The sequence below is a fragment of the Ehrlichia muris subsp. eauclairensis genome, assembly GCF_051097115.1.
In the GTDB taxonomy this organism is placed as follows: Bacteria; Pseudomonadota; Alphaproteobacteria; order Rickettsiales; family Anaplasmataceae; genus Ehrlichia; species Ehrlichia muris.
In genome coordinates, this window is record NZ_CP118226.1 from 975,937 (window position 1) to 991,240 (window position 15,304).

Sequence of the window (15,304 nt, forward strand, 5' to 3'; positions counted from 1 at the left end):
TTACTATTTTATGCCGTTCCATATGGCTATAATGAGGATTACCCTATAAAGAAAGATAGAGTAGATGAAACAAAAAGACACTAATATACAACTACTAATTTATTTTTACATAATTTGATATTACAAGTATTTCTAGCATTGACTGAAGCAAGGAGTATTCTTCTAACTAACTCATCGAGTTTTTACTATCAATACTTCTATAAACTCGTACTCGTCACAACAAATCATGCTTACGTAATTTATAAAGAACCTCACATATAGGTATTCTGCATCAACAAAATCTTATACATTATCTCTATTTATAGAATATTACAAAATTTTTAACTTTTTGCCTACAGAATCTTATTATCTAAAAACCTTACAAGACAAATTTCATATTTCTCATTGTAACATATTATTAAAAAATATTAACCTTATCATACTCACAACATCCATTCCATTTCTAATACAAGAAAATACCTCAAAATCAAAAAACTGTAAGCCTGTCTTCGCAATAAAAAGAATATGAAGCCATGTAAAATTTGCATTATCTAATCATTAAGAATACTAATTAATTTAGTTTTTACATGAGATATAATATCCACTTCTTTCACATATTCTCCACTAATTTGCGCTAATTGAGCATTGCCTCCACCTTTGCTTTTCATTATACTACCTATTATTTTTACAAAATCTACAGCTTTAACTTTACCATGTAAACTACTTCCAACACCTATAGTATATATCACATTGTGATCCACAACATTAGAAAACAATATAATCCCACTCTCAGTCAGATACCTATTAATAAACTTCCTAACTATGTCAATCGGTACATCACTCAAACTACTATATAAGAAATCAATATTCCCTATTTTCTCAGCACTAATACCTTGTAACTTAATCATACTAAAATAGACATCTGATAATTTCTGCTTTAGTTCTTGATTACTTTTATTAAGCTTATCTATTTGTACTAATACATTATCTATAGGAGTCTTAATATTCTCAGCAATTGAATACAACATCTTCTCTTGTTGTCTAAAACAATCTATCGCATACTGACCTGTAACAGCTTCTATTCTACGTATTCCACAAGCAATACTAGCTTCTGAGATTATCTTAAAACACCCTATCTCACCAGTGTATTTCACATGAGTACCACAACATAATTCTTTCGAATTTTTTATATTAACTACTCTTACTCCATATTCTTCATATTTTTCAGTAAATAATGCAACAGCCCCTTCAGCGATTGCATCTTTTAAATCACATATATCAGTAACAACAGGACTATTTTCACGTATTAAAAAATACATCTTATCTTCAATCAAAGTAAGCTGTTCATTTGTTAATGCCATACCATAACTAAAATCAAAACGTAATTTATCATCACTTACCAATGACCCTTTCTGCATGATGCTATTATCTATTTCTGACTTTAAGACATAATGTAATAAATGCGTTGCCGAATGATTAGCACATAAATTTTTTCTTCTTTCATCATCAACTTCTGCAGAAATTATATCCCCTACCATTATGGAACCCTTTTTGATAACACACTCATGAACATAAAGAGTATCCAATATCTTTTTTGTGTTTATCACTTCAGCAACACTATTATTATCAAGTAACTCTTTTTCATGTCTCACAACAACCCTTAATGTTCCTATATCTCCTTTTTGCCCTCCAGATTCAGCATAAAACGGTGTTATGTCTAACAATATATCAACTTTATCCTCAACATGAGCTACTTCAGTACTCTTATCATTCCCATGAACTATTGATACAACTTTAGCTATAGCATTACAACATTCATATCCGATAAACTTTGTATCACCACAATACTGTTTAATATCTGTCCAAAATTTCCCTTTTAACTGTTGATCAGATTTTATGGAATGGTTAAGCCTAGATCTTTCTTTTTGTTTGCTCATGTTATCATAAAAGCCCTGTTCATCAAATTTTACTCCTTTTTCTTTTATAACATCTAAAGTAATATCTACCGGAAACCCATAAGTATCATACAATTTAAAAGCAATATCACCTGATAAAACATCACCTGAAGACAAATTCACTAACTCTTTCTCAAGTAATGGCAATGCCCTAACTAAAGTATCTCTAAAATTCTCTTCTTCTATTTTTAAAACTGATATTATTAGATCCTTAGCATGAAGTAACTCAGGATAATAATCTGCCATATATCCACAACTTTTTTCATCAATTAAAGTCGGAAAAATTTGATACATTAAAGCTCCATCATATTTTAACATATATACATACCGAGCTGCTCTTCTAATTATACGACGTAAAATGTAATCTCTTCCCTCATTACCTGGCGTTAAGCCTTCTGCTATTAGAAATGCTGCTGAACGTACATGATCTGCAATAACCCTATGAGCAAGTTCATTTGTACTATCACCTGATTGCTTTTTTGATGCCTCTATTAAATCTTTAAACAAGCTTATATCATAGTTATCATATACCCCTTGCATGACAGCTGTAATTCTTTCAAGTCCCATACCAGTATCTATACATTTTTTTGGTAACGCACACAGTTCACCATCTAACTTTCTATCATATTGCATAAAAACTAAATTCCAGATCTCCGTAAACCTTGCACCATCTTCTTCCAAAGTACCAGGTAATCCTCCTTTTACATTATCCCCATAATCATAGAAAATCTCTGAACAAGGACCACATGGTCCTGTATTTCCCATACTCCAAAAATTATCATTAGTTTTTATTTTGATTATTCTATTATCAGAAACACCACTGATTTTTTTCCATAAATCAAATGCTTCTTGATCATCGTGATATACTGTAAAATACAGCTTATTCTTGTTCAAAGAGAGCTCTTTAGTAATAAAATTCCAAGCAAATTCTATGGCACCTTCCTTAAAATAGTGCCCAAAACTAAAATTACCAAGCATTTCAAAAAAAGTATGATGTCTATTTGTATATCCAACATTCTCTAAATCATTATGCTTACCACCTACCCTTAGGCATTTTTGACTTGATACAGCTGTATCTATACTCGCATTATTAGGGTCAATAAACATCTGTTTAAACTGCACCATACCAGCATTAGTAAACAATAAAGATGGATCATCTGTTACCATTAGTGGAGAAGATGGAAAGACTTGGTGACCATTCTTTGTAAAAAAATCTATAAATAATTTTCGAAGATTGCTAACTAAGTTATTTTTTATCATAAATTCATTCTTTATAAAATATAAGTTACATCATAAAAGTATACATTTGATATTACAAAGCACTATAAAAGTGATAAAATAAATTGACTTATATGACAGAGGTATAATTATTAAACTATACATATAATAAGTTTGTGAATTTTATTTATAAATAACATGATATTCGTTACAGTACTATTGTCTATTGCATTATTAATAGGAAATTATCATAAAGCAAAACTTACTTTCGAAGATAAGTTCAACATGATAACTTCCCTAAACATTATCTATCCATTCATTGTCTGTTATTCACTTTATACACAACATCTGAATATAGCATTCATCTTAGTAACATTTATCATACTAATTTTAATATTAATAGCAGCATACATAGATAAAGAATTCTTATTACTGAAGCTCATCATGTTTTCTTCAGTAGGGTTACTATCCCTTGTTGTAATATGTATAGTACTATGCTTAACTTATGAATCAGCATTGTTTTTCAGTAAAATACCATTAATTGATTTTTTATTTGGAACTAACTGGCAACCTGATTCAAACATCATAGATGGAAAACCAGTCGGCTCATTTGGAATATTACCATTATTAAGCGGTACACTCCTTATAGTTATTGTTGCAATAACCATAGCCGCACCTCTAGGGTTATTTTCTGCAATTTATATAAGTGAATATGCAAGCAAGAAAATCAGATATATAACCAACACAATACTCGAAATATTAGCAGGTATTCCTACAGTAGTGTATGGGTATTTTGCCGTAGTATTTTTATCCCCATCGATTAGAAGTTTGGCAAAGTATTACAATCTTAATGCTCAATCGGAAAATGCACTAGTAGCTGGACTAGTAATAGGAATCATGATTCTCCCATTCATTACTTCCCTGATAGAGAACGCTATACATTCTGTCCCCAAGACTTTACGGTACGGATCCATGGCACTTGGAGCATCAAGAGCAGATACTGTTTGGAACATTATCATCCCATATGCATTACCCAATATCATTAGCTCAATTATATTATCAATTTCAAGAGTAATTGGAGAAACAATGATTGTATTAATGGCAGCCGGTATAACGGCACATTTAAGTTTTAATCCATTACATACTGTAACTACTATTACAGTGCAAATCGCCACAATTTTAACTGGAGATCAAAACTTTAATAGTATTCAAACTTCATCAGCATATGCTTTAGGGCTTACACTGTTTATAATAACGTGGCTTCTTAATTTACTTGCACTACACATTACCAAAAAAGCAACAAGATCTATTAAAGTTCACTAGCCTTATATGTTAAACTATACATTAGATTATCTCAGTACTAAATTTAACATTACCCCTCTAATAGGGATAGAACTAGAATTCTATTTTGATAATATAAATTCAAACGATATCAGTTCACTAGTTACCAACATTAAGGAAAGGATATATCCTTTTAACTGTAATATAACAAAAGAACAAGACAATTTACAATACGAGATACAAACATCTACAACTACTAAAATTCCTAATTTTATTCTTGAACTTAATCTTATAAAAGAAATTTTAGCAGACAGTATAAAACATTTTGGAGGAAGTATTAATTTTTCTGCAAAACCATATTTAGACAAACCAGGCAGTGCATTTCATATACACATAAATTTACTTGATTCTAATCACAATAATTTATTTTCTAATCAACATAATAAAATGAGTGATTATTTATCGTACAGCATAGGAGGGTTATGTTCTCTAATGAAAAAACATATGATTTTCTTTGCTCCAAATCACAACTCTTACTTAAGATACATACATGCTGATATAGATACTCCAACAACTATAAGCTGGGGAGGAAATAACAGAAGTGCCTCCATACGTATACCAAGCACCAGCACAGATCCAACAAAATGTAGAATAGAACATAGAGTCCCTGGCGCAGACTGTAATTATAACCAAGCGATAACATCAGTTTTGCAAGGAATAATTTATGGAATAGAGAAAAAAATACAGCCACCACCAAAAACCTATGGAATATCGTCAGATACACAATACAAACTTGAAAAATTACCACTAAGTTTAAATGAAGCAATAAAGTATCATATAAAATAGGACTAAAACACCTTACATAGACTATAACTACAAGTCATAACAAATTTTAAAATAATCTACTAGATAAAAACACACACAACCACTACTCAAAATTTATGATATATCATTGATATACCATATAATCTTGAAAAATTACTACTAAATTTAAATGAAGCAGTAAGATACAATATAAAATAGGAACACAACACTTGCATAGACTATAACTACAAGCCACAACAAATTCTAAAAATAATCTACTAAACCAAAAGATACAGCTACCACTAAAACTTATGGCATATCGTTGATATACAATATAACCCTGAAAAATTACCACTAAGTTTACATGAAGCAGTAAGATATAATATAAAATAGGACTAAAACACCTTACATAGACTATAACTACAAACCATAACAAATTCTAAAAATAATCTACTAAATCAAAAGATACAGCTACCACTAAAACTTATGGCATATCGTTGATATACAATATAACCCTGAAAAATTACCACTAAGTTTACATGAAGCAATAAAGTATCATATAAAATAGGACTAAAACACCTCACATAGACTATAACTACAAACCATAACAAATTCTAAAAATAATCTACTAAATCAAAAGATACAGCTACCACCAAAACTTATGGCATATCGTTAATATACAATATAATCTTGAAAAATCACTACTAAGTTTAAATGAAGGAACAAAGTATCATCTAGTGAAGCAAATCAGATTTATGTACACAACTCCTTAGCTATATTTTTAATCATCGAACATAATTACAAGCATCAATATCACAAAATTCATTGTAGCCTGAGTTACAACATAAAAGAAATTTCTTTGTTATGAAGTCATATAAACTATATCTTATTGGGATATTCAAAGATCAATTTTATATCAGGTTACATAGCATTTGTCTCTTTAATATATTTACATTATAAAATGGATAGAAGGGTATTATATCAAAACATACAAAATGCTCATTTACAATATTATATAAAACTATAAACTAACAAAAATACCAAAAGAAATACAATTCTAATCACCAAGTACGACACACAGCTGAAACCTTCATTTTATTATGATCGATACCACTACCTAATCACATACCTTACATACATGTATAGCTTATTTCCACTTTACCTTACAATGTTAAACATTAAGTTGCAATCCATCATAACCAACTATTATATTATCTTTAGAATGACTTCTCACATAATCAACCAAAGAATAGTACTCAAGATAATGACTCATATGAGTCAAAACAGCAATTTCTGGCTTAAATTCTTTTATCCAATCTAAACATAAATCTACATGAGAATGTGCAAAACTTGCATCATACTTTAAGCAACCTAGTATCAAAATTTTCTTGTTATATAAAAATTTACAAGACTCTTCTGGAAAAGATTGAACATCAGTACAATAAGCAACTTTATCATTGAATATAAATCCATTAGAATCACTAATACCATGTAACTGTCTTATAGCTAATATACGAAAATCTTTAATAGTAAATTCTTTATAGTGATATATTACATTCACTGTTAAATAGTGGCACCTCTTCCAGGTAGAAGTATATGCACTAGGAATAAAGAAATATGAGTTACTAGCAGTCAATAAACATAAAGTATTCATATCACTGTATATAGGTATACTATTCAAACCATGCTTAGGAACAAATGGCTGAAGATCAGAAATACCATCACAATGATCAGAATGGAAATGAGTATACAATACTGCATCAACAGATGATAAATTATTTTGTAATGCCTGAAACCTTAAATCAGGAGTAGTATCAACAAGCAGCTGTGTATCTTTGCTTTCAACTAATATTGAAGACCTCATCCGTCTGTTATACCTTACACTTGAACTGCAAGCATCACACTTACAGCCTACAATTGGTACACCTCCAGATGAACCGCACCCAAGAATTGTTATTTTCATAAAAAGTCAACATACTCACATGTGATCAATATCATTAGTAGCTTTATCAGTCAAGCATATAAATTACGCTCTATAATATGCGCATGTAAATTAAGGCCATAAAATTAATATATTTTATCTATACCTATATTAACTCACCTATGTCAAAGTACTATTATAAATTAAATATATCTTAGATATATAATAGATATAAGACAAGTTCAAACATAACTATTAAACTAGATATATTACAGTATATTCTATAATATTAATTTCTCGGTTATTTCAAAACACTATTATAGATTTAAACATATTCCAAATATACAGCGTATATCTAAATTATAGACAAGTTTCAGCATGATATGATGATTACTTAATTCTGACGTAACTTACATCACAAAATAACTTACTTTAACTCTATATTAACCATTACATTTTTAAATGTGTTTTATAATGTACAGATGTATACATAATACTAAATCCTACTCCATATTTTGACTCTGAGCATATATGGTGTGCAATTTTAAAACATCCACATCTGGAAAAAATATACTCTTAATTTTACTAATGTTAATATTCCTCCTTTTTAATTCCGCAGCACGTTTTATTTCCGATACATTTTGTTCGGTAACTTCTTCATTTTCTGGTATCAAACTTTCCTGTATTATAGAATAAAAGTTACACACTTCAAACAACACATTTTCAATTTTATTAGTATTAAAACTCAAATTACTAGTAATGACTCTTACTAAATATTCAGACATTACTTTCAATTTTTCTTGTGGTATATAACATAATGTAAGTCCTGAATCATCTTTTTCCATCAACTTACAACTATTATTTCTTAATCCAAAAACTGTATACTGAATTTTATCAGTCAAAAAATCCATCTCACAAGTATAATCTGTACAATGATTTAATGCGTATATCAACCCAAGACAACCATGCTTCCTAGCTTCACATCGAGTACTAAACATCATTATATATAAAACCATTATTGAGAGTATTACACTAATCTTCATTAACAAACCTACCTACTATATTATATAATTCAAATACAATACTACCACGTACAATAGGTATAGTTTCACCTTTCAATGCAGCTTGTAATACTTCATTTGTAATATCAGTCTTTTTCTCAATACTCACCCTAATAACTTTGACATATCCAGAAATATCATGATATATCGCATTAAGGAATAAAAATACCTGCTCATCACTAATAGATGAGAACCTAATTTCAATATGACGCTTAATTACATCTACATGTTGTTTATGATATATATCACTAACTACTTTAGGACTAGATATGTTTATCTGAAAATTAAAAAGATAGTACTTCTTAAACAAATTGCTTATCAATGTTCCTAAATTTTCTTCGTAGAAAGTACTATATATATTTGAAGTTGATATCTCTTGCCATAAAATTCCACTATCATTCAGCATTGCTTCGTGTTTGTGAACGTTCATGATTTTAAAATTCAATTTTTGAATTTCATCAACAATACGTGAATTATGTTGTACCATATAAGCATTAGATTCATATAAATAATGTAATGTCATAGACAGGATAAATAACAACATTATACATACCGATACTTTTATTATACAGTATCTTTTTAACAGTTTACTATTCATTACATTACTTCTCTAGTTTCACCACAACAATTTTCTGACTATCGGAAATATTGGGTGCAATATCTATTACTTCTACCTTATAAGCTTCAAATTCTTTTATAATTTTATCTTTTAAGTCGTTAAAATAATATAAAAACTGTTTGTCCCCTACAAACTTCAATAATAGTTTTACTGTTATACCACCACTATTTGTATCGAATGATAAGTAATTGATTTTAAAGCCTTGTAAATCGATCTTTCGCAATTGCAAAATCAAGTCAAAAGAAAAAAAATCATCTGCTGAAAGAAGTTTATAAACATCTATTGTTTCATACATTTCACTAATTTGTCTCACTTGAGCATCTTGATCCATTTTTTCAACTCGAGACACTAATTCTTCTTTACGAAGTAGTAGGTTAATTCTCTCATCATAACTATTATTTATATTAAACATATAAGTTATATTTAGCAAAGACATCAGTACAACAAAACATAATAAAGAAGGTATAAAATATTTATTAAAGAAGAAAATTCTATAGAACAACCTGGTACTCTTCGTATGAAAAATCTTCAATGGCTTCTCTTCTGTAATACTACACAATACTACAGTATCACAAAATTCACTCATAATACTTGAAGATTGTTTCAACACTAAGACTTTTGATAGCTCATACGGAGTAAAAATACTCTTATCTATATTCTTAAAATCAAACAACAATAAACTAGTTTTGATATCACTAGAAGCTATGATATACAAATTGATAACTGACTCTTTACTATACCCAAATTTAGCAAGATATAAAATCGTATCAGATATCTCCTGATAGACTTTACCTGCAATAATACTTGGCAGCATCTCATCTTCAGCCATAACAATAGTACTTACATGTACTATCTTACCTTGATATAGAACAACTTGCCTAAAATCATTTGTTTTGGTATACGCTATCAATATAACCCATCCTTCATTGTCCTTACCTTGAAGTTTAAGTAATTTATCACAAAGATATGATAATTCTATTGGTAATAACAATATCCCATAAAAATTACACAAATTATCAGTAATAATTTCCAGTAGCTTCTTAGACAGGTTGTTTAGCCGACTTGTTGCAACCATATAATGCCAGCTTTTATTCAAAGCATCCGGCTTTGTTAATAAAAATGCAGCACCTACTTCACAATCACCTATAACTTTACTAAGATTCATTTTAACCAAAGACCTAGCAATAATGCGGCTATAAGCAGGGATTACGTGTTCAGTATAAATTTGATCAGAATGATTTAATACAAGATATACTCGAGATTTTTTACACTCAACTATACATGATACAACTTTTGAGAAGTCCATATCCTCTTCGTTTTTAATAAAATACTTATCACGTATTGCATCATTAACGATATTCAGAATTACAGCCCCATTATCTCCTACAGATATGACTACTTTATTCTTAGACACTTCAGAAAAAAATGACATTATTTTCACACAAAATTTATAGTACTAACATTAGCTTTAATAATTCACACAAAGAAGAATCTTCTCTCTACTATTAACAGTAATAAATAAAGATATATTAATAAAAAATGCGAAAAAACATAACTAGACCTTTGAATTAACACTATTTTTACGTGATATAATAAAAAGAATATAATATAATCCACTACAACTAGGATATTTTATTTAAACAACATAACTCACATATATTCTTTATTGACTACACCATCTCTAGAATTACCTTACATTGAATTTACCCTGCAAGTTTTCTATCACATCATGTTCCCAAATGATCTTCTCCATCACAAAAAGCTTATTTATATACATATAAAACATAACAATACTAACACCCAATATTCAAAATCAAACACATCATTTATATTATATAAATATCTTACAAATACTTATACCAATCACACACTACGATCTTTATCTTGTGACTTATAAGTAATATATTTATAATAGTTTCAATATGCCATCCTATTAGGAATTTGAACTCCTACAATCTCTTGCCTATCCCTCAATTCAAATACTTGTAGCTCTGGAATATTACAGCCTCTAGAACTTCTATCCATACACCTTGTCAAACTCCGTCTCAATCTATTACAACCAAATTTATTGTAAAATACCCCAACAAAAAGCATAATGATAAGACCTACAATAAATATTGCCCCAACCAACAATCCATGGTTACTAGAGTTGTAATTTACAGAATATGTTTTGTTTCTACTAATACTATCATTTGTCAAAAAAAAGCTGTCTGATCTACTTATACTAGTAGTTGTAAAGCTCAATCTACCTGTTACAGCATAATCATTAGTTGTTTCAAGATCTTCATCATAAAATACATGCCTTCTTAGAGTACTTTTGCTTCTAAGACTGGATCGAGTAGTACTTCTTATTTCATGTTTTGTTTTTTTGTTTAATACCCCGTATTCAACATCTGAAGCATTACCTATATATTTCTTCTTACCTGTTGTGAACTTTGCTCTCTTAACTGTCGTAGACTGTCCCGGAATTCTAGTAACACTTGACACATGATGGTTATGATTAGTTGACATCAATCCCCTATCTACAAAATCCGCAGTATTATTTCCTACAGAACTCTTAGTACTACTATCAGTATTCAAAATTACTGATCGTGTTGTACTAGGTATCACATGAGAGCCATAATACAATGTAGATTTTTTAGTCTCTTTTTTAGAATCACCAGATACATATGGTAATGATCCTGTAGTCATATGCTCTACATTAACTTTGGCAGTACTACTTAAACCTGAAACCACTTTTTGTAATCCCTCAGATATTTTCAGCAAATCATATGTAGTCATGTAATTAGTAGGTGTAGTAACTTCGTACACAGGCATATTAATACTATCAGTAGAAATATGACTCTGCCTAGTAGTAAAAATATCTCTAGATTGCACCTCCCTAATACTGAAAGACATATGTGTCATATAATTATTATCAGTCTTCTTAGCTTCCACAGTACGAACTTTAGCGTATGCATCTTCAAGTAATACATCTTGAGTAACAACATCCACAAAATCAGCAATATTTGTAACTTCATGACGTGAGAATTGTATGACATCAATATGTGTAATATTTCCACTTCTTAATTGTAACTCTGGTATCCCATACTTGATTATATTATCTAACCCTACAATCGTGATTATTATACTATTTCCAACATGCTTCACATATAATGACGTAATATGTTCTTTAATCTGCATAAAGTCATATATAGAAAGCTGATTACCTGCCTTACTATGAACAACAACTAATTGATCATCATTCTTGAACTTCCCATCAGGTACTACTCCAACATAAGCTACATAAGTATCTTCTCCATTGCGAACAGCACTAATTACATCAATTCCACTCATTGGAATATCATACCTAGCATTGTCAGCCAAATTACACCCATAACGATGGTTTATAAGACATTCTCCTATATTTAAATTTAGATTATAATCAACAGAAATTTCGTATAGACTGGAAAAAAACCTCTGACCACTATTAAGATACTTTCCTACATAGAGCAAATTCAGGTGCCTTTTAAAGTCTGACACCATAATTAACTTATCACTATATTTACCATATCCTATATAACCAGAATATTTAAACAAATATTTGCTATTAAACTTGATCCCTCTGGTCATAGGCTTAATAAGTTGAAACTTACCATCATGATATTGCATACGCCACATTACATAAAATCTATCTGGCAATTTCGCCCTATCATCATTATCAACCCTTCCAATAATAACAACAGTATCTACCCGACTTTGATACAAGACAACAGGATACTTAACTTCTTCTTTTAGAGAATTAACAGAGTTACTTAAAGGTATTTTACCCATATCAAACAATGTTATATTAGGGAAATAACGCACCTTATATATTTTTAATGATACGGTACTTTTTATCTTGCATTCTCTAAGTACACCTTCAGAAAGTGCTATAATTAAAAAATCATTATCCACACCTTTTACAAGTAACATTCCTGGCAAGTAATTTTTTACCGCACGATCTAATATAGAATCATCATTAACCTTAACATGATAGATAGAATTACCATGACGAATTTCACATATTAAATCATATCCCACAAAATTACGCTTTACATAATATGCAGAAAAAATAGCACTATCTACCTGAACAAAATTAACACTATATGCATTTAAAACACTAATTTTATTCTGAGTAACCTCTTGATTACGAGATGTATCATTGACAATCATCTCTACTGGTTTCTGCAAAGTTCTCATAAATAAACGTAAAAAATTAATTATGTTTAATAATATTACAAATATTTAATAAATCAACAACTTTAGTTAATTTTTTATTAAAATATTACCAACATAACATTAATTAAAAATTACAACCTATTAATAAATGCAACCTTGTACCCTCTCAAAATGTTAAACTTGCAAATATCCTAACACTTTACTATTATTACATACTATTATCTAAAAAATAAAAGCATGACTAAACATGAATTTCTCATAATTGGAAGCGGACCTGGAGGGTATATAGCAGCTATAAGAGCCGCGCAACTAGGATACGATGTTGCAATAGTCGAACAAGAAAATACATTAGGTGGAATCTGTTTAAATTGGGGATGCATTCCAACAAAGTCATTACTACAATCTGCATCAATCTACCATAACATTAGAAAAGCAGATATTTTTGGCATTACAATAAAAGATGTAAAATTTGATTTTAATAAAGTAATAGAACGTTCACGCAATGTTGTCGAAAAGTTATCCAACGGCATTAGTGTATTAATGAAAAAAAACAACATAAAAGTTTACCATGGAACTGCAAAATTACTCGGTAATAGCACAGTAAAAATTACAGATCTTTCAAATAAGACAATTAACATTACATCAACTTACATCATTCTTGCAACAGGATCCAAAGCTAAGAGCATACCAGGTATAGATTTTGATAATAACATAATTTGGAATGCTAAAAACGCTATGATACCTGATAAGCTACCTGAATCTTTATTGATTATTGGCAGCGGAGCTATAGGAGTAGAATTTGCAAGCTTTTACAATACATTTGGGACTCAAGTTACAATGGTAGAGTTAAAAGATAATATACTTCCACTTGAAGATCATGAAATATCTGAATGTATGCATAATATTTTAAGCAACAAAGGAATTAAAATTCACACAAAAAGTTCAATAACAAAATTAGAAAAGTTTAACAATTATGCTAAAATTCAAGTTTCAGATAGAATACATTTACAAGTAGATAAAATTATACTGGCAGCAGGAGTACAGCCCAATTCCAATAATATTGGTCTTGAGAACACACAAATTAAAACAGACAGTGCTGGATTTATTATAACTGATCAATATTGCTATACAAATGAACCAGGAGTTTATGCTATAGGTGATGTTGCTGGACCTCCATGTCTAGCTCATAAGGCAAGCCATGAAGCAGTGCTATGTGTAGAAAGTATTGCTGTAAAAGAAAATAAAATCACAAATTCTCAATATAAAGTACATTCTATAAACAAAAACAACATACCTAGTTGTATATTTTCAATACCACAAATAGCTAGTGTTGGGCTAACTGAAAATCAAGCACAAAATCAGGGATATACTACTAAGATTGGAAAATTTAATGCCAACTGTAGCGGAAAAGCAGTAGCCATAGATGAAACGGAAGGTTTTGTTAAAGTCATTATAGACAAATCCACTGGAGAGTTATTAGGCGCACATATGATTGGAGCAGAAGTTACAGAAATGATCAATGGATATGTTATTGGGAAACAAGTGGAAGCTACTGATCAGGATATTATATCGTCTATATTTCCCCATCCAACACTATCAGAAATGATACACGAAGCAGTATTATCATCCGACAACAGTTCGCTTAATAGCTAGATTTACATCATTCTAAATATAATAATCTACACCTTAACCATAAGGTTATTAGTCATATAAATGTAATAAGATAAATCTTTTTACCTACAAAAAATACATGTTTCCTCTTAAGTTAGAAGTAAGCTTGTGAGATTAAGGAAAATTACATGATACTTAACTTCTATACTCTTACAAACTTCACAATATAAAATACAAAAATGCTTAACTAGAGAGATTTACAACTATCTTACTTACTAGAACAAAATATTAATAATAGCTTATATTTCCTTTCATTGAAAATAAAAACCAACCTCAATACTAGCACTTTTGCAATAATGTAAAACCCACTTATAAACCCAACCTTTACAACCGACATCCCACAAGGAAAGCTCTTTTTTTTACTTAGCAACTACAGAAACACATAATACAATATTAAACTAATAAAACACACAGTAACATTACAAAACTCCTGGCAATATAAATAACTTCACTTTCTCTATAGTATCAACTTTATCTGATAACTCTCCTACTTAAAATCCACTTTCAACTACTACTACAGTATTAAAAATACATAATTAAATCAACATTTGAAATAGCAGAATTACATATAAAACTTATTTTTCAACTAATAAAT

The 15,304-nt window shown here is 29.6% G+C and carries 9 protein-coding genes; 3 read left to right on the forward strand and 6 right to left on the reverse strand.

Annotation, left to right across the window (positions count from 1 at the left end):
* Window positions 1–530 precede the first annotated feature (530 nt).
* Window positions 531–3,194, reverse strand: a complete 2,664-nt coding sequence (alaS, locus tag PVA18_RS03890) for an alanine--tRNA ligase (protein WP_045805112.1) — start codon at window positions 3,192–3,194, stop codon at window positions 531–533.
* A gap of 156 nt (window positions 3,195–3,350) precedes the next feature.
* On the opposite strand from alaS, the gene pstC reads away from it, so the two are divergent.
* Together pstC and PVA18_RS03900 are read left to right on the forward strand one after the other, a co-directional pair.
* Window positions 3,351–4,475, forward strand: a complete 1,125-nt coding sequence (gene pstC / locus PVA18_RS03895) for a phosphate ABC transporter permease subunit PstC (RefSeq protein ID WP_045805113.1) — start codon at window positions 3,351–3,353, stop codon at window positions 4,473–4,475.
* 6 nt (window positions 4,476–4,481) lie between these two features.
* Window positions 4,482–5,279, forward strand: coding sequence for a glutamine synthetase (locus tag PVA18_RS03900; RefSeq protein WP_045805114.1), 798 nt, complete (start codon window positions 4,482–4,484; stop codon window positions 5,277–5,279).
* A 1,129-nt stretch (window positions 5,280–6,408) separates the two neighbouring features.
* Here PVA18_RS03900 and PVA18_RS03905 read toward each other — a convergent pair.
* From PVA18_RS03905 to PVA18_RS03925, 5 genes are all read right to left on the reverse strand, one after another.
* Window positions 6,409–7,200, reverse strand: a complete 792-nt coding sequence (locus PVA18_RS03905; protein ID WP_045805115.1) for an MBL fold metallo-hydrolase — start codon at window positions 7,198–7,200, stop codon at window positions 6,409–6,411.
* Between the two features lie 461 nt (window positions 7,201–7,661).
* Window positions 7,662–8,201 (reverse strand): hypothetical protein, encoded by a 540-nt coding sequence (locus PVA18_RS03910; protein WP_045805116.1) that lies wholly within the window; start codon window positions 8,199–8,201, stop codon window positions 7,662–7,664.
* Window positions 8,191–8,742 carry a hypothetical protein gene (locus tag PVA18_RS03915; RefSeq protein WP_231568524.1) on the reverse strand — a complete coding sequence of 184 codons (552 nt, stop codon included), beginning with the start codon at window positions 8,740–8,742 and terminating at the stop codon, window positions 8,191–8,193. Before PVA18_RS03915 ends, PVA18_RS03910 begins: the two co-directional genes overlap by 11 nt.
* A 79-nt stretch (window positions 8,743–8,821) precedes the next feature.
* Window positions 8,822–10,270, reverse strand: a complete 1,449-nt coding sequence (locus PVA18_RS03920) for a hypothetical protein (RefSeq protein ID WP_045805118.1) — start codon at window positions 10,268–10,270, stop codon at window positions 8,822–8,824.
* A gap of 485 nt (window positions 10,271–10,755) precedes the next feature.
* On the reverse strand, window positions 10,756–13,059 hold the full coding sequence (locus PVA18_RS03925) for a hypothetical protein (protein WP_052692822.1): 2,304 nt from the start codon (window positions 13,057–13,059) through the stop codon (window positions 10,756–10,758).
* 216 nt (window positions 13,060–13,275) lie between these two features.
* Here PVA18_RS03925 and lpdA point away from each other — a divergent pair, with 216 nt between their 5' ends.
* The gene (lpdA, locus tag PVA18_RS03930; RefSeq protein ID WP_045805120.1) at window positions 13,276–14,691 is read left to right on the forward strand and encodes a dihydrolipoyl dehydrogenase; all 1,416 of its coding nucleotides are present in this window, start codon (window positions 13,276–13,278) and stop codon (window positions 14,689–14,691) included.
* The last annotated feature ends 613 nt before the right edge of the window (window positions 14,692–15,304 follow it).

Coding starts and splice junctions, on each gene's coding strand:
- PVA18_RS03915 (WP_231568524.1), bottom strand. CDS start 8,742: ATGACATTACATTATTTATATGAATCTAATGCTTATATGGTACAACAT.
- PVA18_RS03900 (WP_045805114.1), top strand. CDS start 4,482: ATGTTAAACTATACATTAGATTATCTCAGTACTAAATTTAACATTACC.
- alaS (WP_045805112.1), bottom strand. CDS start 3,194: ATGATAAAAAATAACTTAGTTAGCAATCTTCGAAAATTATTTATAGAT.
- PVA18_RS03920 (WP_045805118.1), bottom strand. CDS start 10,270: ATGTCATTTTTTTCTGAAGTGTCTAAGAATAAAGTAGTCATATCTGTA.
- lpdA (WP_045805120.1), top strand. CDS start 13,276: ATGACTAAACATGAATTTCTCATAATTGGAAGCGGACCTGGAGGGTAT.
- PVA18_RS03910 (WP_045805116.1), bottom strand. CDS start 8,201: ATGAAGATTAGTGTAATACTCTCAATAATGGTTTTATATATAATGATG.
- pstC (WP_045805113.1), top strand. CDS start 3,351: ATGATATTCGTTACAGTACTATTGTCTATTGCATTATTAATAGGAAAT.
- PVA18_RS03925 (WP_052692822.1), bottom strand. CDS start 13,059: ATGAGAACTTTGCAGAAACCAGTAGAGATGATTGTCAATGATACATCT.
- PVA18_RS03905 (WP_045805115.1), bottom strand. CDS start 7,200: ATGAAAATAACAATTCTTGGGTGCGGTTCATCTGGAGGTGTACCAATT.